Annotated in this window: 20 protein-coding genes; 18 read left to right on the top strand and 2 right to left on the bottom strand. The window is 66.0% G+C overall.

Features of this window, described 5'->3' with window-relative positions; translation table 11 throughout:
• The 8 genes from VNJ47_11130 to VNJ47_11095 form a co-directional block, all read left to right on the top strand.
• On the top strand, window positions 1-2,620 hold a 2,620-nt coding region (locus tag VNJ47_11130; protein HXG29382.1), incomplete at its 5' end, for a ribonucleoside-diphosphate reductase subunit alpha.
• Window positions 2,621-2,874: 254 nt separating this feature from the next.
• A complete protein-coding gene (locus VNJ47_11125; protein ID HXG29381.1) occupies window positions 2,875-4,128 on the top strand; it encodes a ribonucleotide-diphosphate reductase subunit beta in 1,254 nt (417 codons plus the stop codon).
• A gap of 133 nt (window positions 4,129-4,261) precedes the next feature.
• Window positions 4,262-4,558: an SWIB/MDM2 domain-containing protein gene (locus VNJ47_11120; protein ID HXG29380.1), complete on the top strand. Its 297-nt coding sequence runs from the start codon at window positions 4,262-4,264 to the stop codon at window positions 4,556-4,558.
• Window positions 4,559-4,619: 61 nt separating this feature from the next.
• Window positions 4,620-4,886, top strand: a complete 267-nt coding sequence (locus VNJ47_11115; GenBank protein ID HXG29379.1) for an SWIB/MDM2 domain-containing protein — start codon at window positions 4,620-4,622, stop codon at window positions 4,884-4,886.
• Between the two features lie 293 nt (window positions 4,887-5,179).
• Entirely contained in the window at window positions 5,180-5,710 is a 531-nt protein-coding gene (locus VNJ47_11110; GenBank protein HXG29378.1) for a nuclear transport factor 2 family protein, read from the top strand.
• Window positions 5,711-5,875: 165 nt separating this feature from the next.
• Complete coding sequence (locus VNJ47_11105) at window positions 5,876-7,243, top strand: cytochrome P450 (GenBank protein HXG29377.1); 1,368 nt, start codon at window positions 5,876-5,878, stop codon at window positions 7,241-7,243.
• Window positions 7,244-7,323: 80 nt separating this feature from the next.
• Complete coding sequence (locus VNJ47_11100; GenBank protein ID HXG29376.1) at window positions 7,324-8,433, top strand: PQQ-dependent sugar dehydrogenase; 1,110 nt, start codon at window positions 7,324-7,326, stop codon at window positions 8,431-8,433.
• A gap of 58 nt (window positions 8,434-8,491) precedes the next feature.
• Complete coding sequence (locus tag VNJ47_11095) at window positions 8,492-9,877, top strand: phospholipase D-like domain-containing protein (GenBank protein ID HXG29375.1); 1,386 nt, start codon at window positions 8,492-8,494, stop codon at window positions 9,875-9,877.
• A gap of 49 nt (window positions 9,878-9,926) precedes the next feature.
• Here the strand turns inward: VNJ47_11095 and VNJ47_11090 are convergent, their stop codons facing one another.
• Window positions 9,927-11,108 carry a fatty acid desaturase gene (locus tag VNJ47_11090; protein ID HXG29374.1) on the bottom strand — a complete coding sequence of 394 codons (1,182 nt, stop codon included), beginning with the start codon at window positions 11,106-11,108 and terminating at the stop codon, window positions 9,927-9,929.
• Window positions 11,109-11,223: 115 nt separating this feature from the next.
• On the opposite strand from VNJ47_11090, the gene fabR reads away from it, so the two are divergent.
• From fabR to VNJ47_11065, 5 genes are all read left to right on the top strand, one after another.
• On the top strand, window positions 11,224-11,850 hold the full coding sequence (fabR, locus tag VNJ47_11085; GenBank protein HXG29373.1) for an HTH-type transcriptional repressor FabR: 627 nt from the start codon (window positions 11,224-11,226) through the stop codon (window positions 11,848-11,850).
• 89 nt (window positions 11,851-11,939) lie between these two features.
• On the top strand, window positions 11,940-12,263 hold the full coding sequence (locus VNJ47_11080) for a hypothetical protein (GenBank protein ID HXG29372.1): 324 nt from the start codon (window positions 11,940-11,942) through the stop codon (window positions 12,261-12,263).
• A gap of 225 nt (window positions 12,264-12,488) precedes the next feature.
• Window positions 12,489-13,652 carry an acyltransferase gene (locus VNJ47_11075; GenBank protein HXG29371.1) on the top strand — a complete coding sequence of 388 codons (1,164 nt, stop codon included), beginning with the start codon at window positions 12,489-12,491 and terminating at the stop codon, window positions 13,650-13,652.
• A 455-nt stretch (window positions 13,653-14,107) separates the two neighbouring features.
• A complete protein-coding gene (locus VNJ47_11070) occupies window positions 14,108-15,922 on the top strand; it encodes a long-chain-acyl-CoA synthetase (protein HXG29370.1) in 1,815 nt (604 codons plus the stop codon).
• A 4-nt stretch (window positions 15,923-15,926) separates the two neighbouring features.
• Window positions 15,927-16,889, top strand: a complete 963-nt coding sequence (locus VNJ47_11065) for an alpha/beta fold hydrolase (protein ID HXG29369.1) — start codon at window positions 15,927-15,929, stop codon at window positions 16,887-16,889.
• A gap of 53 nt (window positions 16,890-16,942) precedes the next feature.
• On the opposite strand, the gene VNJ47_11060 is transcribed toward VNJ47_11065, so the two are convergent.
• Entirely contained in the window at window positions 16,943-17,707 is a 765-nt protein-coding gene (locus tag VNJ47_11060) for a MerR family transcriptional regulator (GenBank protein HXG29368.1), read from the bottom strand.
• 85 nt (window positions 17,708-17,792) lie between these two features.
• Here VNJ47_11060 and VNJ47_11055 point away from each other — a divergent pair, with 85 nt between their 5' ends.
• From VNJ47_11055 to VNJ47_11035, 5 genes are all read left to right on the top strand, one after another.
• Window positions 17,793-18,632: a metal-dependent hydrolase gene (locus VNJ47_11055; GenBank protein ID HXG29367.1), complete on the top strand. Its 840-nt coding sequence runs from the start codon at window positions 17,793-17,795 to the stop codon at window positions 18,630-18,632.
• 80 nt (window positions 18,633-18,712) lie between these two features.
• The gene (locus VNJ47_11050) at window positions 18,713-19,153 is read left to right on the top strand and encodes a thioesterase family protein (GenBank protein HXG29366.1); all 441 of its coding nucleotides are present in this window, start codon (window positions 18,713-18,715) and stop codon (window positions 19,151-19,153) included.
• The gene (locus tag VNJ47_11045) at window positions 19,150-20,280 is read left to right on the top strand and encodes a zinc-dependent alcohol dehydrogenase family protein (GenBank protein HXG29365.1); all 1,131 of its coding nucleotides are present in this window, start codon (window positions 19,150-19,152) and stop codon (window positions 20,278-20,280) included. The genes VNJ47_11050 and VNJ47_11045 overlap by 4 nt, the downstream gene beginning before the upstream one ends.
• A 242-nt stretch (window positions 20,281-20,522) precedes the next feature.
• The gene (locus VNJ47_11040; protein HXG29364.1) at window positions 20,523-20,792 is read left to right on the top strand and encodes a DUF2442 domain-containing protein; all 270 of its coding nucleotides are present in this window, start codon (window positions 20,523-20,525) and stop codon (window positions 20,790-20,792) included.
• A 15-nt stretch (window positions 20,793-20,807) separates the two neighbouring features.
• Window positions 20,808-21,182 carry a DUF4345 family protein gene (locus tag VNJ47_11035; protein HXG29363.1) on the top strand — a complete coding sequence of 125 codons (375 nt, stop codon included), beginning with the start codon at window positions 20,808-20,810 and terminating at the stop codon, window positions 21,180-21,182.
• The last annotated feature ends 518 nt before the right edge of the window (window positions 21,183-21,700 follow it).

Genomic DNA, 21,700 nt, shown 5'->3' with positions numbered 1-21,700 from the left:
CCGCCACATGCCCGGCGGCGGTACGGTGCACATCGAAGACATCCAGGATCAGGTCGAGCTGGCGCTGATGCGCGCCGGCGAGCACAAGGTCGCGCGCGACTACGTGCTGTACCGCGAGAGCCGCGCCAAGGAGCGCGCCGCCGCCAAGGCGGCCGAAGCGGAGGTCGAGGACACCCCGCGCATCCACGTGACGCTGGACAGCGGCACGCGCGTGCCGCTCGACGAGCTGCGCCTGCGCCGCCTCGTGGTCGAGGCCTGCGAAGGCATCGTCGACGTCGATGCCGAGCGCATCATCAACGACACCCTGCGCAACGTCTACGACGGCATCACCGAGCAGGAGCTGTCCACGGCGCTGACCCTGTGCGCGCGCCAGCTGATCGAGATGGAGCCGAACTACAGCTACGTCTCGGCGCGCCTGCTGCTCGACAAGCTGCGCCACGAGGCGCTGCACTTCCTCGGTTTCCGTGTCGAGACGGCGACCGGCGCCGAGATGAAGGCGCTCTACCCCGAATACTTCCGCGACTACCTGCACCGTGCCGCCGAGCTGGAACTGGTGGACCCGACCCTGCTGCAGTACGACCTCGACACGCTGGGCAAGGCCCTGCTGCCCGAGCGCGACATGCAGTTCACCTATCTCGGCCTGCAGACGCTGTACGACCGCTACTTCATCCACTGGCACAAGACCCGCTTCGAGCTGCCGCAGGCTTTCTTCATGCGCGTGGCGATGGGCCTGGCGATCAACGAGGTGGAGCGCGAGCGTCGCGCCATCGAGTTCTACAATCTGCTGTCGAGCTTCGATTTCATGTCGAGTACGCCGACGCTGTTCAACAGCGGCACGCTGCGCCCGCAGCTGTCGTCCTGCTACCTCACCACCGTCCCGGATCATCTGCACGGCATTTTCGAGGCGATCCAGGACAACGCCATGCTGTCCAAGTACGCCGGCGGCCTCGGCAACGACTGGACGCCGGTGCGCGGCATGGGCGCCTACATCAAGGGCACCAACGGCAAGTCCAACGGCGTGGTGCCGTTCCTCAAGGTCGCCAACGACACCGCGGTGGCGGTCAACCAGGGCGGCAAGCGTAAGGGCGCGGTGTGCGCCTACCTGGAAACCTGGCACCGCGACATCGAGGAGTTCGTGGACCTGCGCAAGAACACCGGCGACGAGCGCCGGCGCACGCACGACATGAACACCGCCAACTGGATCCCGGACCTGTTCATGAAGCGCGTCATGGAGGACGGGTCCTGGACCCTGTTCTCGCCCGAGGACGTGCCCGAGTTGCACGACCTGACCGGAAAACTGTTCGAGGAGGCCTACGTCCGCTACGAGGAAAAGGCCGCGCGCGGCGAGATCAAGAACACGAAGCGCATCCCGGCGGTGCAGCTGTGGCGCAAGATGCTCGGCATGCTGTTCGAGACCGGCCACCCGTGGATGACCTTCAAGGACCCGTGCAACCTGCGCAGCCCGCAGCAGCACGTGGGCGTGGTGCACAGCTCGAACCTGTGCACCGAGATCACGCTCAACACCAGCGCCGGCAAGGAGATCGCGGTCTGCAACCTGGGCTCGATCAACCTCGCCCAGCACGTCAACGAGAACGGCTTGGACACCGAGAAGCTGCGCAAGACCATCAATACGGCGATGCGCATGCTCGACAACGTGATCGACTACAACTACTACAGCGTCGCCACCGCGCGGAACTCCAACCTGCGCCACCGTCCGGTGGGGCTGGGCATCATGGGCTTCCAGGACGCGCTGTACAAGCTGCGCCTGTCGTATGAGTCGGCCGAGGCGGTCGAGTTCGCCGACCGCAGCATGGAGGTCATCAGCTACTATGCGATCTCGGCCTCGACCGACCTGGCCGAGGAGCGCGGCGCCTACGCCAGCTTCAAGGGCTCTCTGTGGGACCAGGGCATCCTGCCGATCGACTCGATCAGCATTCTCGAGGAGAACCGCGGCAGCCAGTACCTGAAGATGGACCGCACGCAGACCCTGGATTGGGACAAGTTGCGCAAGCGCATCAGGAAGGTCGGCATGCGCAACAGCAACACCATGGCCATCGCGCCGACCGCGACCATCGCCAACATCACCGGGGTGTCGCAGTCGATCGAGCCCACGTACCAGAACCTGTACGTCAAGTCGAACCTGTCAGGCGAGTTCACGGTGATCAACCCCTACCTGGTCGCCGACCTCAAGGCGCGTGGCCTGTGGGACGAGGTGATGGTGCACGACCTCAAGTACTTCGACGGCTCGGTGCTGCCGATCGACCGCATTCCCGAGGACCTCAAGCGTATCTACAAGTGCGCCTTCGAGATCGAGCCGAAGTGGCTGGTGGATGCCGCCGCACGCCGTCAGAAGTGGATCGACCAGGCACAGAGCCTGAACCTGTACATGTCGCAGCCGAACGGACGCAAGCTCGACGAACTCTACAAGCATGCGTGGATTTCAGGACTGAAAACCACCTATTACCTGCGCACCATGGGTGCCACGCATGCTGAAAAGAGCACCATCGCCGACAACCGCCTGAACGCCGTCAAGGGCGTGCAGGTGGCGGTCGGCGAGGCGCTGGAGCCGGCGCCCAAGGCCTGCTCCATCACCGATCCGGACTGCGAGGCCTGCCAGTAACGCGGCAGGCCGCATCCGGTTTTTCCAATAACCCTGAGGAGGGATTAAGCAATGGCGACGAAGAAGAAGGCAAAGAAGGCCACCAAGAAGGCCAAGAAGAAGTAGTGGCAAATCGGCTGCGGATGCCGCGTTAAGAGCGCGGCATCCGCACCGAGACTCGGTGGCTCTCTCCCGCAAGGGAGGGGGCCCTGAGTTCCCGGGGGAGCGAGGGCCGCCGCGAGACCGCCCGGCAAGAAGTTTTAAGGAGCAGGAACATGCTGGAATGGGATGACACACCGAGCACCGCGGGCCGCGCCGATGCAGCGGCCGCTCCGCCGACGGTGCACATGAACAAGATCGCCAGGCCGCAGACGCGGCTGGCCACGGTTGACGCCAGCGATGGCCGCCACCCGGACCCGAATGCCGTGAGCGCGGCGGCCGCTGCGCGTGCCGCGCGCGAGGTCGCCGCCGCCGGCGGTGCCACGGGCCTCGAGCAGCTCACCATGGGCGCGCGCCGCATCCAGGTGGACGACAAGGCCATCATCAACTGCAAGGCCGACCTCAACCAGCTGGTGCCGTTCAAGTACGAATGGGCCTGGAAGAAGTACCTGCAGGCCTGCAACAACCACTGGATGCCGCAGGAAATCCAGATGACGGCCGACCTGGCCCTGTGGCAGGACCCGAACGGCCTGACCGAGGACGAGCGGCTGATCATCAAGCGCTCGCTGGGCTTCTTCGCCTCGGCCGACTCGCTGGTGGCCAACAACCTGGTGCTGGCGGTGTACCGCCACCTGACCAACCCCGAGTGCCGCCAGTACCTGCTGCGCCAGGCCTTCGAGGAGGCGCTGCACACCCACGCCTACCAATACTGCGTGGAGTCGCTGGGTCTGGACGAGGCGGAAGTGTTCAACATGTACCGCGAGATCCCCAGCATCCACGACAAGGCGGCCTGGAGCCTGCGCTACACGCAGGAGCTGTGCGACCCGAACTTCCACACCGGCACGCCGGAGGCCGACCAGCGCCTGCTGCGCGACCTGATTGCCTTCTACGTGGTGTTCGAGGGCATCTTCTTCTACGTCGGCTTCGTGCAGCTGCTGTCCTTCGGCCGCCGCAACAAGATGCCGGGCATCTCCGAACAGATCCAGTACATCATGCGCGACGAGTCGATGCACATGAACTTCGGCATCGACGTGATCAACCAGATCAAGATCGAGAACCCGCACCTGTGGACACGCGAGTTCCAGGAAGAGGTCGCCGAAATGCTGCGCGAGGCCACCGACCTGGAGATCCGGTACGCCCACGATACCATGCCACGTGGCGTGCTGGGACTGAACGCAAACATGTTCAACGAGTACATGAAGTTCGTGTGCAATCGCCGCTGCAGCCAGATCGGGCTCAAGGAGCTGTTCCCCGGCGCGAGCAACCCGTTCCCCTGGATGAGCGAGGTGATGGATCTCAAGAAGGAGAAAAACTTCTTCGAGACCCGCGTCACCGAGTACCAGACGGGCGGAGCCCTGAACTGGGATTGATGCGATGACGCGGGCCGAGGTGTTGCACGAGCCCGTCGCGGGAGTGGAAAGAACGGGGGGCTGATGCCCCCCGTTTTGTTTATCTGGAGCCGGATCCGGCAGACGACATACCCCTCACAGGAGTAACAAGACCATGGCCAAGAAGAAAGCGACCAAGAAGAAGGCGGCGGGCAAGAAGCGCAAGCCCAGCGCGGCCTTCATGAAGCCGATGACGCCGAGCGACGCACTGGCGTCGATCATCGGCGGCAAGCCGATGCCGCGTACCGAAGTGACCAAGCGGATATGGGCCTACATCAAGAAGAACAAGCTGCAGGACAAGATCAACAAGCGTCTGATCAAGGCCGACGAGGCCCTCAAGGGCGTGTTCGGCGGCAAGTCGGTCGTCAACATGTTCGAGATGACCAAGCTGGTGAACAAGCACCTGAAATAGGAGAGAAGTGGCCAACAAGCAGGACGCTGACGTTTCCTCGCAACCGGCAAAGGAGGTTGTCATGAGCAAGAGGAGAAGGAACCCGCGGTCGAGCTTCTGGAAGCCGCTGCAGCCCGGTCCCCGGCTGGCGCCGGTGATCGGTTCCAGGCCCGTCACGCGCACGCAGATGGTCAGCAAGCTCTGGGCCTACATCAAGCGCCACCGGCTGCAGAGCCGCAGCAATCCGCGCATGATCAAGGCCGACGCCGCCATGCGCGAACTGTTCCGGGGCAAGTCCTCGGTCAATATGTTCGAGATGACGCGCCTGGCGCACCGGCAGCTGGCCTAGGAACCCCGGCCCAGGGATGGGCCTTGTTGGTTATCTGCCGCCGCCCCGGCGGCGGCGAGTTTTTCTGTCCCCGTGAGCTATCCGGCTAGCTGCGTGTCCGGCGCAGGTAATCCGCAAACAGCGCCGCGAACAGCAGATCGCCGCCGGAGTTGCCGAACAGGCCGCGCGCGTAGCGTTCCATGATATTCCCCCCGACAGCCCTGCCTACCATGCCATGCGGGCCGCATCCGGACTAGACTCTGCGCGGAGGGCTGCAGGCCCCGAACGGTCCCTCACGCCATGGAGATCCCGCAATGCCCCTGACCCGAGAGCAGGTCGAGGCCCGTGCCGCCGCGCTGCAAGCGGCCTTCGTCGAGGCCGCGCGCCGCAACGAATGGGCCTGGATTGCCGATGAGTTCTATGCGCCGGCCTGCCGGTATCTCTGCGAGTACGGCGGCACGATGCGTGTGTTCGCGCAAAGCCGCGACGAGATCCGCGCTACCCACTATGGCCGCGACATGATGGTCGGCTGGGAGGGCTGGAGCTTTCCCATCGAGCGCTACGCCACGCAGGGCAACTGCATCATCACGCACTGGTGGAACCGCGGGCCCGGTCGGCGCGCCGACGGCAGCTACTACCAGACCCCGGGCGTATCCTTCATCACGGTCGGTGACGACGGTCTGTTCACCGAGCAGCTCGACCTGTTCGACCTCGCGCACCAGATGCACCTGTGCGACGAGCTCGAGGACGCCGGCCTGCTCTCGCCGCAGCTCAAGGCCAACTGGGTGATCCCGACCAAGCGTCGGCTGATCGCCATGCTGGAGCGGCACCTGCCGCCGGCGTGACGCGCGAAAAACCCGGTGCACCCCGGTCAAATGCGACCGCCCGGCCCCTTCGCCGGCAAGCGCGTCTCCTCCACACGGGGGAGTCGGTGGCCGCGGCCGATCTGATAGAACAGGCGCTGAAACATCCAGTCGGCCCGCCGGGCCGGCCCCGTCCGTGGAGATACCGTGAGTTCCGTCCCTGAATCCATGCCGCTGCGCGAAACCCCGCGCGTCCCCGGCCTGCCCTACCTGGGCAACATCTTCGGCATGGCCAAGGGGCCGGCGCAGTTCTTCGTCGAGTGCTACCGCAAGTACGGGCCGGTGTTCGAGATCGTGATCCTCGGCAAGCGTTACAAGGTGCTGGCGGGCATCGAGGCGGCCAACTTCATGGGTTCGCGCGAGGGCAAGGAATGCCTGCGTTCGAAGGAATTCTGGGAGGGGCTGACCAAGGAATACGGCGCCACCCGCCTGCTCGGCGGCGAGGACGGCGAGTCGCACAAGGAACTGCGCGACATCATGCGCCACGGCTATTCCAAGGAGTCCATCAAGGGCCGCTACAACGAGCTGATCGCCATTACCGACCGCGCCATCGAGCGCGACTGGAAGACCGGCACGCTGGTGCCGGTGGTGGAAGCCATGCAATACATGGTGGTGGACCAGCTCGGTACCATCCTGACCGGCGCCGCGCCGCTGGAGTACGTCAAGGACATCCGCACGATGATCCTGTACATCCTCAACGTGCTGGTGACGCGCCAGCGCCCCAGGGTGCTGCTGCTCAACCCGAAGTACAAGAAGGCCAAGGCGCGGGTGTTCGAGCTCGGCCACAAGATGATCGCCGACTGGTTCGCCAAGCGCGCCGGCAAGGAACTGAAGGACCGCAACCTCATCGACGACATCATGCAGGCGCACGTCGACCGGCCCGACGTGATGCCGGCCTCGGACCTGATCGTGACCGTCACCGGCCCCTACGTCGCCGGCCTGGACACCGTCGCCAACACCACCGCGGCGATGGTTTACGGCGTGCTCAAGCACCCCGAGGTCTTGAAGCGCATCCAGCAGGAAGTGGACGCGCTGTTCGCGGACGGCCCGGTGGTGGAGGAGCAGCTGATGCAGCGCCTGCCGGCCACCAACGGCGCCATCATGGAGGCGATGCGCCTGTTCCCGGTGGCGGCCGCGCAGATCCGTACCGCCAACAAGGACTTCGTGTTCGAGGGCCACCAGATCCGCGAGGGCGAGATGCTCTACCTCGGCACCAGCGTGCCGCACTTCATGGAGGAGTATTACCCGAACCCGGAGAAGTTCGATATCGACCGGTACCAGAAGCCCCGCGCCGAACACATGCAGCCGGGCGCCTACTCGCCCTACGGCCGTGGGCCACACACCTGTCTGGGCAAGAGCCTGGCCGAGGTGCAGATGGCGCTGTCCATGGCGCGCCTCTTCTACCGCCTGGACCTCGAGTTGGAGTCGCCAAACTACGTGCTCAAGACCAAGACTGCGCCCACGCCGGGCCCGGCGATGAGCTTCAAGGTCCGGGTCAAGGGCTACCGCCACTAGGTTTTCCCGGGGATCAAAAGCGCTGACCTGCGGTCAGAAGTCTTTTCGACCCTGGGGTCACCATGCGCCGCCTATCTTCCATGACGATGCAGTGTCGCGGCCGGCTGGCGACTGTGCTGTTCCTGATCCTGTTCGCGCCGGCGGCCGCGACAGCCCCCGTGGCCTTCGATGTGATCACGGTCGCCGATGGACTGGAACACCCCTGGGGGCTGGCCTTCCTGCCGGACGGCCGTATGCTGGTGACCGAGCGGCCGGGACGTCTGCGCGTGGTCGAGAACGGCCGACTGCTGGCGCAGCCGGTGGCTGGGCTGCCCGAGATCGTGGCGCGCGGCCAGGGTGGGCTGCTGGATGTGGCGCTGCACCCGAAGTTTGCCGAGACCCGCTGGGTCTACCTGTCCTATGCCGCGCTGGGTGAGGGCGGCATGGGCACGCACGTCGGCCGCGGCCGGCTGGAAGGCCTGCGGTTGAAGAACTGGCAAACCTTGTTCGCGATGGAGCCGAAGACCGGCGCCGGGCAGCACTTCGGCTCGCGCCTCGTGTTCGACCGCGCCGGCTATCTGTTCGTCACGCTGGGGGACCGCGGCGACCGCGATCGCGCCCAGGACCTCGGCGATCCCGCCGGCTCGGTGCTGCGCCTGCACGACGACGGCCGCATCCCGGCCGACAACCCCTTCGTCGGACGCAAGGGCGCGCGGCCCGAGATCTACAGCTACGGGCATCGCAATATCCAGGGTGCGGCGCTGCACCCGCAGACCGGGCAGCTGTGGACGCATGAGCACGGTCCGCAGGGCGGCGACGAGATCAATCTCATCCGTCGCGGCGCCAACTACGGCTGGCCGCTCGTGACCCATGGCCGCGAATACGTCACCGGCTTGCCCATCGGCGAGGGCACGCACAGGCCGGGTATGGAGCCACCGCTGTACCACTGGACCCCGTCGATCGCACCGTCCGGCATGGCTTTCTACGGCGGCGATCGCTTCCCGGCCTGGCGTGGCAATCTGTTCATCGGCGCGCTGCGCGACCAGATGCTGGTGCGGCTGGAGCTGGACGGCACGCGCGTGCTGCGCGAGGAGCGTCTGCTCAAGAACCAGGTGGGCCGCATCCGCGACGTGCGCCAGGGCCCGGACGGATACCTGTACCTGCTGACCGACCAGAATCCCGGGCGGCTGCTGCGCCTGCAGCCGCGCTGACCATCTCGGCCAGGACGCAGCGCCGTGGCATTAAGCTATGGCCATGTCGAACCCTTCCGTGAGATCGTGGCGAGCGCTGTCGGTACTTCTGGTGATGCTGGCCGGCTGCGCCACGCTACCGGACTACGATGCCCTGCATCGCGACCGTAAATGGTGGCGCGACGATCCACCGCGCGTCGAGGGCGTGCGCGGGCCACTGGCACCCCAGCGCCGCGCCGAGATCCTGCGCCGGCTGGCGGAACAGGGCGACGGCACGCTGCTGCAGCGGCACCTGGCCTTCATGCAGGCCATCAGCGACATCCCGCTGGTCACGGGCAACGACGTGCAGCTGCTGGTGGACGGGCCGGCCACGCGCGCGGCGATGTTCCGCGCGATCGAGGCGGCGCACGAAGAGATCCTGCTGGAAACCTACATCTTCGAGGATGACGAATTCGGCCGGCAGCTGGCCGAGCGGCTGCTGGCCAAGCGTGCCGCCGGCCTGCGGGTGCACGTGATCTACGACAGCCTGGGCTCGACCTTCACCCCGCGGTCCTTTTTCGACCACCTGCGCGCCGGCGGTGTCGGCGTTTGCGAATACAACCCGATCAATCCGCTGCGCGCGCGCATCTTCAACCCCAACCAGCGCGACCACCGCAAGCTGCTGGTGGTGGACGGTGCAACCGCCTTCACCGGCGGCATCAACATCAGCAGCGCGTATGCGCGCAGCTCGCTGGTGTTCTGGAAGAAGCCCGCCGAACCGCCGCCGACGGAGCACGGCGGCTGGCGCGACACCCACATCGAGATCCGCGGCCCGGCAGCCGTAAAGTTCCGCGAACTGTTTGCCGACACCTGGCGCCGCCAGCATTGCCCCGGCGTCGCCGCCCGCGACGAGCTGCCGCCGCCGCAGCCACAGGGCGACAAGCTGGTGCGCGTGATTGGCACCAGCCCGGACAACGACCGGAACCTGATCTATCTGGAGCTCTTGTCGGCCATCGATCACGCGCAGAAAAGCGTCTTTATCACCATGGCCTACTTCGTGCCAGACCCGGGCATGATCCGCGCATTGGCCGAGGCCGCGCGGCGCGGGGTGGACGTGAAGCTGGTCCTGGCGGATGCCGGCAACTACCGGCTGGTGTTCCATGCCGGCCGCTCCAAGTACTCGGAGCTGCTCGCTGCCGGGGTGCAGATCTACGAATGGCGCACGGCGCCCCTGCATGCCAAGACCGCGGTCATCGACGGGGTATGGTCGAACGTCGGCTCGGCCAATCTCGACTGGCGCAGTTTCCTGCACAACGACGAAGTCAACGCCGTGATTCTCGGCGAGAGTTTCGCGCGCGAGATGGAGGCGTTGTTCGAACGGGACCTGGCGCTGGCCACACCGGTGACGCTGGCCGACTGGTCGCGGCGCGGTTACGGCGAACGCCTGAAGGAATTCGGCGCGCGCATCATCGAGTACTGGTTGTAGAACGACAAGGCCGGCTTGCGCCGGCCTTGCACGATCCGATGTACGAGCTTCAGGCCGCCAGCGGCAGTTCCCGACGCACGTCCTCGAGCAGGCGCTGCGACACGCGCTGGGCCAGCTGTTCGCGGGCCCGCACCACCGCCAGATCGAGCGAAGGCGTGTTGGCGAACTTACGGCGCGCCCTGCGTTTCATTTCCTCCAGCGACGGCAGCGACGGCAGCTCGATGGACCTCAGATAGGCCTCGCCGTCGGCCAAGGCCTGGCGGGCGCGTGCCTTGAACTCTTCCCAGTGGTGGCTGTTGTTCCAGCTCTGCCGGATCTGTTGTGCCAGCTTGTCCACGGAAAAGCCCGCCACCAGGTGGCCGGCGGTCTTGTCGATGATGGTGCTGGACGGCTGCTTGGTGTTTTCCAGCACCGACTTCGGCGGGGTCTTGAGGTCCCACACCAGGCCGAAACGCTCCAGCAGCTTGAGCACGTACCAGGTCGCATCGTACTCGTACCAGAAGAAGCCATTGCGGGCCGAGGCCGGGTAATAGTGGTGGTTGTTGTGCCAGCCTTCGCCCATGGCGATGATCGCCAGCAGCCAGTTGTTGCGCGAGTCGTCGCCGGTCAGGTAGCGCTGCTTGCCGAACACGTGCGCCAGCGAGTTGATCATGAAGGTGGCGTGATAGACCAGCATCGTGCTCAGCACGAAGCCGACGAACAGCCCCGGAGCACCGCCGATCAGGAAGCAGGCGATGCCGAGCAACATGCCAGGCGCATACTCGTGTTTCTGTAGCCAGCGCAGTTCGGGATACTTGGCGAAGTCCTGGATCAGGCTCATGTCGGCATCCGCGCGCTTGCGGAAGATCCAACCCACGTGGGCGCCCCAGAAGCCGTAGTGGCGCGGCGAGTGCGCGTCGGCCGGGGTGTCGGAATCGCGATGGTGCTCGCGGTGCTTGGCCGCCCACCACAGCGGTCCGCGCTGCATGGCCATGGCGCCGCACAGCACGATCAGGAACTGGGTGACCCGACCGGCCTTGTAGGCGCGGTGCGAGAGCAGGCGATGGTAACCGGCCGTGATGCCGAATACCCGCACCACATAGAGCGCGATGCAGGTGATCACCGCGCCGGTGGTGAAGCCGCTCCAGAAAACGCCCAGCACGGCGAGGTGGAAGAGCACGAAAGGAATGACCGTCGGCCGTACGCTGTCGTCTACGACAAGCGCAGGGTTGGCACTGGCTGCAGTCGACATGATGACGAGAACCCCCTTTGGAACAGTGGGGCCTATTATACACACATATATACAGTTGTCTATACATGTGTATAATGACCAGGTACGGCCACTGGGCCACTGCCGGGAATGACGGATGAAACCGATGTTGCGCAAAGGCGGGATTGAACGCGAACAGGTGATCGCCGCGGCGCTCAAGCTGCTGGGGCCGAATCGCAGCGTCTCGACCCTGAGCCTGCGCGAGGTAGCGCGTGAGGCGGGTATCGCGCCCAACAGCTTCTACCGGCACTTCCGGGACATGGACGAACTCGCCGTGGCGCTGATCGACCTGGCCGGCGGTCAGCTGCGCCAGATCATCCGCGAGGCCCGGCTGCGCGTCTCAGCGGGTGGCGAGGTGATCCGGCCGTCGGTCGAGGCGTTCATGGAGCAGCTGGAAGCCGAAGAACAGCTGCTGCACATTCTGTTGCGCGAGGGCAGCGTCGGTTCCGATGCCTTCCGCCAGGCTGTCGATCGCGAGCTCCGCTATTTCGAGGACGAATTGCGCGACGATCTGATCCGCCTCTCGCAGGTCGAGTGGCCGATGGCCTATCAGCCCGCACTGGTCGCCAAGGCGATCACGCGATTGGTGTTCGCCATGGGCGCGACCGCGATGGACCAGCCGCGCGAGCGGCGCCGCGAGATCACCGAACAGACCATCGAGATGGTGCGCATGATCGTGGTGGGCGCGCAGACACTGGCGCGGGACGCGCCTCCAGCCCGCTGACTTGCAAGCCGCCGGGCCTGCGCTCAAGCTGGGGTTCAGCCCAAGGGGGCGTCTGGAACCTGTCACGGCTCAACCGTAAAGGAGAAGACATGGCCAACAAGAAAGCGGGCAACGACCAGGCCCGGGCGGTACGCGCCGCCTGGCAACGCGTGCGCCAGTCGCTGAAGCGCGCCGAGGGCGCGATGCGCGAAGTCGTCGACGCCAATCGTGCGCTGATGAAAGCGCTCGGCAAGGCGGGCGTGTCCATGACCCGGACCGCGCGCGCCGAGCTCGACGCGCGTGTCCGCCAGCTGGACGCCAGCCGGCGGAACGCACGCAAGCAGCTGGATGCACTGACGCAGCGCCTGATGTCACTGGCCAAGCGCGGCGCGGCGAAAGGCAAGGCCAGACCGCGGCGCGCGCGCCGGCGCTGAAGTCGGATACCGATTGTAAAAGGCGGCCTCGGGCCGCCTTTTTTTGTGCTCGCGGGGTGGTTGCTTCCCAGATAATTTGGGACTATATTCCCAAAAAATAACACAGCCGTCTGCGGGACGAGGCTCCCGCCGAACCCGGGTCTGGGGTGGGCCCGACGGCAAGCACACCGACGAGCCATCGCGGCAGGGCGAATCCGGGAGCGCATACCGGATGCAGGGATCGCCATGATGGCAGCCAACCGGATCGCAGAACTGGACGCACTCCGCGGCCTCGCGCTGCTGATGGTGCTGTTCTTCCATTGCGTGTTTCACCTTGGCCTGGGTCATGTGCGGGCGCCCAGCCTGTTCGACTGGACCTGGACCGGGCTCGATATCTTCCTGGTGCTGTCCGGCTATCTGATCACCCGCATCCTGCTCGCGGCCGCACCGGGCCCCGGCTATTTCCTGAATTTCTTTCTGCGCCGGGCGTTGCGGATATTTCCTGCCTACTATGCGGCACTGCTGCTCATCTTCGGGCTGTTCCCGCTGCTCAGTCCTGCCTTTGCGGCTTCCGCCACGCGGGACAGCATCTGGATCTTCGCGACCTATATCCAGAACTGGGTGTTTGCCTGGTATGGCTGGCCGGACTGGCATGCATTGGCCCACCTCTGGTCGATGGCGGTGGAAGAGCAGTTCTATCTGGCCTGGCCATTCGTCGTCCTGGCCGCCGGCCGCGAACGGATGAAGCTGCTGTGCCTGGCAATCGTCGGCCTGGCGGCTGGCGGAAAGCTGCTGCTGTTCTGGCTCGACGGATTCAGCCTCTCGATCTACACCTCCACACTGCTGCGCATGGACGGTATCGCGGCCGGCGCCTGGCTGGCCTGTTACCGTCCGGAAGATCTGCGGTCGCAGCGGGGCTGGCTGTGGCTCGCGGGCCTAGTCGGTATCGGGCTGATGCTGGCCGTGATCGTGCTCAGGCGCGGGCCCGGCAGCGTCGAGTATGTCCTCGGCTCGATCGGTATGGTGCTCGCGTCAACAGCGCTCGTTGGCATGACGCATGCCGGCGTACTGCCGGCTCGGGTGCGCGGCCTGTTGTGCAGGCGGCTGTTGGTCTGGTACGGCGTGCGTTCCTACAGCATCTACCTGCTGCATTATCCGGTCCAGGCCGTCATCTGGGAGCGGATTGGCCCCGCGACGATCGAGGCCTTCCAGCAGGCGCCGCTGGTGGTGGGTCTACTGGTGGTACTGGCCAGCGTGACCGTGTTCACGCTGGCAGGCCTGCCGCTTTACTACCTGGTGGAGCGTCCCTGCATGCAACTGCGCGTGAATGTGTCATGGACACATGATCGCGTCAGCATGGAGGTCTGGCACGCATCGCGACCAGCCGCCGCGGCGGTGCTGGAGAAATGATCCGCACAGCGCAGCTGCCCAACGGTGCTCCGGTTTGTTCGCTTGACTTCTCGCTCACGGGGTCGTACCGCCGCCGCGAAACATGAAAGACATCCCCCGTCCCGATGCAAGACCCGCGGCAGACTCTTCCATCCGCGACGATTTGGTGACATCATCGGGTCGGCACGGCTGAGAGGAGGAGGGATTTTCTCGGCGACGGCCACATCGTTCCACCACATGAGGAGGAGCTACCATGGCTGCCAAGAAGAAAGCCGCTAAGAAAAAGAAGAAGTAACTCACACCCGCAAGGGTTGCGGGCGCGCCGGGTTTCCCGTCGCGCCCGTTTTCGTTTTGGCGCCCGCAGGCGGCGCGGCCGATATTGACAGCCATCGGAACGGCATCAACACTGCGCGAAACCCGCGTGATAAGCCCATAGCCGATGATGATCCGCTACCGCTCAGGCTCCAGGTGTCCGCATGACTGAAGCCGCGACCGACCGCGTCAGCCTGCGCGAACTGCTGCGCGGCGTGGCGCGCAGCCTGCCCGACAGCCTGACCGTCAACAAGGGGCTGCTCAACCTGGCCTTGGCCAAGCCGGAGCGCAAGCTGTCCATCGGCCTGGTGCTGGAGAACCACGCGCAGCGTACGCCGGAGCAGCCGGCGCTGAAGTTCGGCGACCGCGTCTGGACCTACGCCGAGTTCAATGCCTGGGCCAACCGCATCGCCGAGCGCCTGCGCCGCGACGGTGTGCGCAGCGGCGACGTGGTCGCGATCCTGTCCGAGAACCGGCCGGAGGTGCTGGCCTGTGTCGCGGCGACGGTCAAGCTCGGCGCGATTGCCGGCATGCTCAACCATAACCAGCGCGGCGAGGTGCTGGCGCACAGCATCCGCCTGATCCGGCCCAGGGTGATCATCGCCGGCACCGAAAGCGCCGACGCGCTGGCCACCACGCCCTATGCGCCCGGCGCGGAAGGCCTGCGTCACTATTCCTGCGGCGAGGGCGCAACCCCCGCCGGCTACACCGACCTCGAGCAGGCCACCGCCGGCCTGCCGGCGCGCAATCCGGACAGCACGCGCGAGGTGCAGCTCAAGCAGCCCTGCTTCTACATCTTCACCTCGGGCACCACCGGCCTGCCCAAGGCCTCGATCATGACCCACTACCGCTGGGTGCGGAGCATGGCGGGCGTGGGCCAGATGGCGCTGCGGCTCAAGCCCGAGGACGTCATCTACCTGCCGCTGCCGCTGTACCACAACAACGCGCTGACGGTGACCTGGAGCGCCGCGATGGGGGGCGGCTGCTGCATCGCGCTGGCGCGCAAGTTCAGCGCCAGCCGCTTCTGGGACGAGGTGCGGCACTACGAGGCCACCGCGTTCTGCTACATCGGCGAGTTGTGCCGCTACCTGCTCAACCAGCCCCCCAGCCCGAGCGACCGCCAGCATCGCGTGCGCGTGATCGTCGGCAACGGTCTGCGGCCCGAGATCTGGGAGGCGTTCCAGGCGCGCTTCGGCATCGAGAACATCAACGAGTTCTACGGCGCCAGCGAATGCAATATCGCCTTCATCAACGCCTTCGGTGCGCGCAAGAGTGCCGGCTTCTGCCCGCTCAGCTACGCGGTGGTGGAATACGACGCCGAGAACGAGTGCCCGCGGCGCGACGCGAAGGGCTTCCTGCGCAAGGTGCCCAAGGGCGGCGTGGGCCTCCTGATCAGCGAGGTCACCGACAAGACGCCCTACGACGGCTACACCGACGCCGAGGCCAGCGAGAAGAAGCTCCTGCGCAACGTATTCAAGAAGGGCGACTGCTGGTTCAACAGCGGCGATCTGGTACGCGACCAGGGCTTTCGTCACATCCAGTTCGTGGACCGGGTCGGCGACACCTTCCGCTGGAAGGGCGAGAACGTCGCCACCACCGAGGTCGAAGCGGTGCTGACCGGTTTCGCACAGGTCGAGCAAGCGGTGGTCTACGGCGTGCAGCTGCCGCACGCCGACGGTCGCGCCGGCATGGCCGCGCTGACCCTGCGCGTGCCGCCGGCCGGATTCGATCCCGCGGCGCTGGCCGCGCATGTCTGCGCCCGGCTACCGGCCTATGCGGTGCCGCTGTTCCTGCGCCTGCGCGATCACCAGGACACCACCGGTACCTTCAAGTACCGCAAGGTCGAGCTCAAGAACGAGGGCTTCGATCCCGCCCGCGTGGGCGAGCCGCTGTACGTGCTGCTCGACCGGCTGCGCGGCTACGAGCCGCTCACGCCGGAGATTTTCGCGCGCATCCAGCGCGGCGAAATCCGCTTCTAGCGGCATGCAGACCCTGCGCGTGCGCTCGGGCGAGGTCGCGCTGGCCGTGCAGTGCCGCGGCGAGGCCTCGCGCACGCCCATCGTGCTGGTGCACGGTTTCCCGGATAACCATGGCGTCTGGGCGCCCGTCGCCCGGCAGCTGGCGGAGCGCTATTACGTCATCAGTTACGACGTGCGCGGCGCCGGGGACTCGGATGCCCCGTCGCGTACCGCCGACTACCGCATCGAGCGGCTGGCGGAGGATCTCAGGGCCGTGGCCGATATTGCCTGCCCGGGCCGGAAATTCCATCTCGTGGCGCACGACTGGGGCTCGATCCAGAGCTGGGAGGCGGTGACCGACCCGGATTTCCAGGACCGCATCGCGTCCTACACCACGATCTCCGGCCCCTGCCTCGACCACGTCGGCTACTGGATGCGCCGGCGGCTGCTGCGGCCCACGCTACGGCACCTGCGCGAACTGTTCGGCCAGCTGCTGCATTCCTGGTACATCTACCTGTTTCACCTGCCCTGGCTGATGCCGTTGTTGTGGCGGCACGTCATTGCCCCCCGCTGGCCGGCGGTGCTGATGCGGCTGGAGGGTTTGGCGAGCGAGCCGAGCGCGACGCGCGCCAAGGATGGCTACCACGCCATCAAGCTGTACCGCGCCAACATGCTGCCACGCCTGTTCCGACCGCGCCGGCGCCCGACCCGCGTGCCGGTGCAGGTCATCGTGCCGCAGCAGGACAAGCATGTGCGGCCGCAGCTGGCTGACGAGTTGCCGCATTGGGCTGCGCGCCTGTGGCGGCGCGATGTCGAGGCCGGGCACTGGTCGCTGCTGCTTGTGCAGCCGGAGGTGCTGGCCGGTTATGTTGCGGAGTTCGTGGATTGCGTCGAAAGCGGGCAGGAAGCGCCGGCGCTCGCGCGTGCCCGCGTTGAGAATCTCTATTCATCCCGTCATTCCGGCGCAAGCCGGTATCCAGTGCCTTGAAAGTCGCTGGATTCCGGCTTGCGCCGGAATGACAGGAATGAGTCAGGCTCTTCTCAGGCCTTGCCCTCACGCTGCAGCGTTTCCGGCGTCGGCAGGTTCTGGTCGGCGATCGCCTCGATTTCGTCGGCCAGCGCATCGGCCATCAGGGGTTGCGTGATGTCCACCGCCATCTGTCGCAGCTGCTTCATGCGCTGCGTGATCTCCGGCAGCTTCTCGCTCGGCATGCCGGCGGCCTTGTAGGGCAGCCACACGAAGGCGTTGTACAGCTTCACGAAGCGGCGCGCGATGCGGTGCGCGTCCTTCTGGATGCGCGCGAACTCCGCCAGCAGCTGTTCAGGGGGGATGCCGGCGCCGGCGGCCTGCAGCCCCAGCTGCAGGATGCTCGGGTGCCGCAGCCGGTACTGCTGGCCCTCGCGCACCAAAAGCCCCAGCGCGCGCAGGCGCCGCAGCAGCTCGTCGGTGTCGATGCCCGGCATGGCAATCTGGCGCAGCGCGGCCTCCGGAATCACCACCGAGTCGTCGCGGTGGCTCTCCGCCACCGCCGATTCCATGCCCAGCACCTGGTCGAGACTGCGGCCGGCCTCCCAGGCGCGCAGCAGGTCGGCGATGCCGGCGAGCGAGAAGCCGCGCTCCTGCAGGCGGTTGATCAGGCGCAGGCGCGCCACATGCTGCAAGCCGTAATACCCGACCCGCTCGCCGGGCCGGGTCTCGGGTGGCGGGATCAGGCCGCGGCTCTGGTAGGCGCGGATATTGCGCGTGGTCACGCCGGAGCGGAAGGACAGCTCCTCGATGGTGAGCGCATCGTCGGTCTTGGCCATGTTCTATTAAGAATACCCGGGGCCGGCTTGACAGGCCATAGAAGAATGTTACACGATTTGATGTAACATAAATCCGGAGCAGACGATGACCTCGCATTCGCCCCTGCCGGTGCAGCAACGCGACATCCACTTTCCCATCGCCGGCCTGCAGCTGCGCGACTGGCACCCGCGCGGGCCGCATGTGAGCCAGCTGTTCAACGCGCTGTCGCTGTTCTTCCCCGAGGGCGAGAAGTTCTTCATCGACAGCGTGCGTTACTACCGCGACCGCGGGCGCATCACCGATCCCAAGCTGCTGGAAGAGGTGAAGGGCTTCATCGGCCAGGAGGCGATGCACGGCCGCGAGCACCGCGCCTACAACCAGGCGCTCGAAGCGGCCGGCTATCCGGCGAAGGAACTGGAGGCCAAGGCGGTCCAGCAGCTGGAGCTGGGCCGCAAGCTGTTGCCGCGCGCCGGCCAGCTGGCCGCGACCATCGCGCTGGAACACTTCACCGCGATCCTGGCCGAGGTGCTGCTGAGCGACGATGACGTACTGGACGGCGCGCCGCCGGCGATGGCGGCGCTATGGCGCTGGCACGCGATCGAGGAGACCGAGCACAAGGCAGTGGCCTTCGACGTGTACCGCGCCGTGGTCGGCACCGGGCTCAAGGCCTGGCTGCTGCGCTGCTCGATCATGCTGTCGTCCAGCCTGCGCTTCCTCGCGCAGTCCATCTACACGCACTACCGCCTGCTCAAGCACGACGGCCTGCACCGCGACTGGAAGGGCTGGCGCAGTTACCTGCACTTCGTGTTCGTGCGGCCCGGCTTCCTGCGCCGCATTGCGCTGCCCTGGCTGGCCTACTTCAAGCCGGGCTTCCATCCCTGGCAGACCGACAACCGGCAGCACGTCGAGCGCTGGAAGGCGCAGTACGCCAAACAGCTTGCCTGAGTCTTGTCATACCCGCCTGCGCGGGAATGACCGGGAATTTGGCGGTAGAGTAAGGCCCTGTGACCGCAGAGGGGCATCCCGTGAGCGCGCGCCAGGGCTATAAACACTTCCAGTCCATCACCACCCGCTGGAAGGACAACGACATCTACGGCCACGTCAACAACGTCGAGTATTACAGCTACTTCGACACCGTCATCAACAGCTACCTGATTCGCGAAGGCGGGCTCGACATCCACGCCGGCCCGACCATCGGCTTGTGCGTGGAGTCGCACTGCCGCTACGACGGCCCGCTTGAATTCCCGGACACCGTGGACGCCGGCCTGCGCGTGGCGCATCTCGGCCGCTCCAGCGTGCGCTACGAGATCGGCCTGTTCCGTGACGGCGACGACAAGCCCGCCGCCGAGGGCTGGTTCGTGCACGTGTTCGTGGACCGTGCCACGCGCAGGCCTCAGCCGATTCCGGATGCGCTGCGGCAGGCGCTCGAGCGGCTGCAGCTGCAACTCCAGGAGACCCCGACATGAAAGTCCAGGGCGCCGTGCTGTACGAGATGGGCCTGCCGGCGCCGTATGCGCAGTCGCGCCCGCTGAAGATCGAAACCCTCGATCTCGACCCGCCCGGCCCGGGCGAGCTGCGCGTGAAGGTGCGCGCGGCGGGCCTGTGCCATTCTGACCTGTCCGTCATCGACGGCTCGCGCCCGCGCGTGATGCCGATGGTGCTGGGCCACGAGGCCGCCGGCGAGGTGGTCGAACTCGGGCCGAACACCGAGGGCTTCGCCGTCGGCGACCTCGTGGTGTTTTCCTTCGTGCCGACCTGTGGCCACTGCCTGCCCTGCGCCAGCGGCCGCGCCGCGCTGTGCGAACCGGGCGCCGCGGCGAATGTCGCCGGCACGCTGCTGGGCGGCGCGCGCCGCTGGCATGATGCCGGGCGCCAGGACCTCAACCATCACCTGGGCGTGTCGGCCTTCGCCGAGCAGACCGTGGTGTCGGCGCGTTCGGCGGTGAAGGTGGACAAGCGCCTGCCGCCGGAGATCGCCGCACTGTTCGGCTGCGCGGTGATGACCGGTGTCGGCGCGGTGGTGAACACCGCCAAAATTGCGCCCGGCGAGAGCGTGGCGATTTTCGGCCTGGGCGGCGTTGGCCTGGCCGCGCTGCTGGGCGCGGTCGCGGCCGGCGCGCATCCGATCGTGGCGGTGGACGTGCTGCCGTCGAAACTGGAGATGGCCAAGGCGCTCGGCGCCACGCACACGCTGCTGGCGGCCAGGGATGAGGTCGCCGCCACCGTGCGCGCCATGACCGGCGGCGGCGTGCATTACGCGATCGAAACGGTCGGCAGCGAGCAGGTGCTGATGCAGGCCTATGCCGCCACGCGCCGCGGCGGCACCACGGTCACGGTCGGCCTGCCGCACCCGCAGAAGATGTTCTCGGTGCCGGCGGTGAGTCTGGTGGCGGAAGAGCGCACGGTGAAGGGCTCCTACATGGGCTCGGCCGTGCCCTCGCGCGACCTGCCGCGCTTCATCGCCCTCTACCAGGCCGGCCGCCTGCCGGTGGACCGGCTGCTGACGCACCGGCTGAAGCTCGATGAGGTCAACATCGCCTTCGACCGTCTGGCGAAGGGCGAGGCGGTGCGGCAGGTGATCCTGTTCGATTAAGCCTTAATTCGATCCAGAAGATGCTGACAGGGAGGTCGGCGCGTGAGTCCCACCCTATTCCGCGAACGCGGATATCGTTTTTTTCTTCTTTACCCGTGAAGAGCCGCGGGTGCATGTCCATGTCATCGGCCCAAAGGGCGAAGCCAAGTTCTGGTTGGACCCGCGGATTGAACTGGCGCAGAATCAGGGCATGAAGCCGGCGGAGCTTCGCCGCCTGCGGAGGCTGGTCGAGGAGCATGCAGATGAAATCCGGCGCGCTTGGCAGAAGCACTTCGGACGTTGAAGTCACCAACGTCTCGGCCCACGGCTTCTGGCTGCTGCTGGCCGGTGAGGAGTTGTTCCTGCCCTTCGAGCGCTTCCCATGGTTCCGCAAGGCCTCGATCGAAGCGCTGGCGCATGTCGAGCGCCCGCGCCCCGAACATCTCTACTGGCCCGATCTGGACATTGACCTGCATCTTGATTCCATCCGCCACCCGGAGCGCTATCCGCTGGTGGACAAGCGTTCGTCCTGAGCAAAGAGGCCTTGCATGACCGGCTATCTGATCGTGATGGGGATCCTGTTCCTGCTGGTTGGACTGCGCGCGCTACTCAAACCCATCGAGGCCGTGGCCACGCCCTACGAGCTGCAGGGCGAGAGCACCGACGCGAAGCACTACCTGCGCTCCGGCGCCGGCGGCGTGACGATCGCCTGTGGCGCGGTGATGCTGGCGGGCAGCTTCCTGCCGTCGCTGGAATTCGCCGCGCTGCTGCTGCCGGTGACGGTGCTCGGCGGCCTGCTGTTCGGCCGCGCCTACAGTCTGGTGGTGGACGGCAGCCCCGGCTTCGTCGCCTGGGTGTCGGCGGTGCTGGAGTTGATTGGTTTCGCGCTCGGCGTATTCTGGCTCTGGAAGGCGTTCGGCTGAGTCGTGGCCGACACCCTATTTTTTATTGGAGCTATTCAGTTTCCTAACTCGGGTTGGGCGTCAACGAAATGAGCAGCACTCGCCAAGAGCTATTCCGCTTGCCGATTCGGTCGCCTGTTCTGTGGCTTGTCGCGGCACCCTTCCTGGTCTTAGCGGTCTTGGCGTGGCCTCATAAATTGATAGTCGCGGGTGCAATTGCGGAGGGCCTCATAATCGCTGGCATCGGGTACGCGGTTTCGGTCGTAGCCGTTGGCGAAGATGGGTTGGTGCTTTACCGCATTTGGAAGCTGCCTTGGTCGCGCGTAGCTGGCGCCCGACGAACCTCTTTCTTTGGGCTTCCCTATATTCTTGTTGCGCGCCAACGGGGTTTTAGTTGGTGGTTGCCGCTTTATTTCCACGGCAATCGCCCGATTGAAACAGCGATAGCGGAGATGGCGCCGGAAGGCAACCCGCTAAAGGTCGTCGCCCGTGGTTGACGCCCAACCAGGCGTTCCAGCGGACGGTCCTCGCTTCGCTCG

It is taken from the genome of Nevskiales bacterium, assembly GCA_035574475.1.
GTDB lineage: Bacteria > Pseudomonadota > Gammaproteobacteria > Nevskiales > DATLYR01 > DATLYR01.
Note: the sequence above shows the minus strand (reverse complement) of the source record. Positions and strands in the feature narration are given on the sequence as shown.

Excerpts from the sequence above, each read along its gene's own strand:
- VNJ47_11045 (HXG29365.1), top strand. The coding sequence starts at position 19,150 with ATGAAAGTCCAGGGCGCCGTGCTGTACGAGATGGGCCTGCCGGCGCCG.
- VNJ47_11075 (HXG29371.1), top strand. The coding sequence starts at position 12,489 with ATGATGGCAGCCAACCGGATCGCAGAACTGGACGCACTCCGCGGCCTC.
- VNJ47_11125 (HXG29381.1), top strand. The coding sequence starts at position 2,875 with ATGCTGGAATGGGATGACACACCGAGCACCGCGGGCCGCGCCGATGCA.
- VNJ47_11055 (HXG29367.1), top strand. The coding sequence starts at position 17,793 with ATGACCTCGCATTCGCCCCTGCCGGTGCAGCAACGCGACATCCACTTT.
- VNJ47_11110 (HXG29378.1), top strand. The coding sequence starts at position 5,180 with ATGCCCCTGACCCGAGAGCAGGTCGAGGCCCGTGCCGCCGCGCTGCAA.
- VNJ47_11115 (HXG29379.1), top strand. The coding sequence starts at position 4,620 with ATGAGCAAGAGGAGAAGGAACCCGCGGTCGAGCTTCTGGAAGCCGCTG.
- VNJ47_11040 (HXG29364.1), top strand. The coding sequence starts at position 20,523 with ATGAAATCCGGCGCGCTTGGCAGAAGCACTTCGGACGTTGAAGTCACC.
- VNJ47_11060 (HXG29368.1), bottom strand. The coding sequence starts at position 17,707 with ATGGCCAAGACCGACGATGCGCTCACCATCGAGGAGCTGTCCTTCCGC.
- fabR (HXG29373.1), top strand. The coding sequence starts at position 11,224 with ATGAAACCGATGTTGCGCAAAGGCGGGATTGAACGCGAACAGGTGATC.
- VNJ47_11120 (HXG29380.1), top strand. The coding sequence starts at position 4,262 with ATGGCCAAGAAGAAAGCGACCAAGAAGAAGGCGGCGGGCAAGAAGCGC.
- VNJ47_11100 (HXG29376.1), top strand. The coding sequence starts at position 7,324 with ATGACGATGCAGTGTCGCGGCCGGCTGGCGACTGTGCTGTTCCTGATC.
- VNJ47_11065 (HXG29369.1), top strand. The coding sequence starts at position 15,927 with ATGCAGACCCTGCGCGTGCGCTCGGGCGAGGTCGCGCTGGCCGTGCAG.
- VNJ47_11035 (HXG29363.1), top strand. The coding sequence starts at position 20,808 with ATGACCGGCTATCTGATCGTGATGGGGATCCTGTTCCTGCTGGTTGGA.
- VNJ47_11090 (HXG29374.1), bottom strand. The coding sequence starts at position 11,108 with ATGTCGACTGCAGCCAGTGCCAACCCTGCGCTTGTCGTAGACGACAGC.
- VNJ47_11080 (HXG29372.1), top strand. The coding sequence starts at position 11,940 with ATGGCCAACAAGAAAGCGGGCAACGACCAGGCCCGGGCGGTACGCGCC.
- VNJ47_11070 (HXG29370.1), top strand. The coding sequence starts at position 14,108 with ATGACTGAAGCCGCGACCGACCGCGTCAGCCTGCGCGAACTGCTGCGC.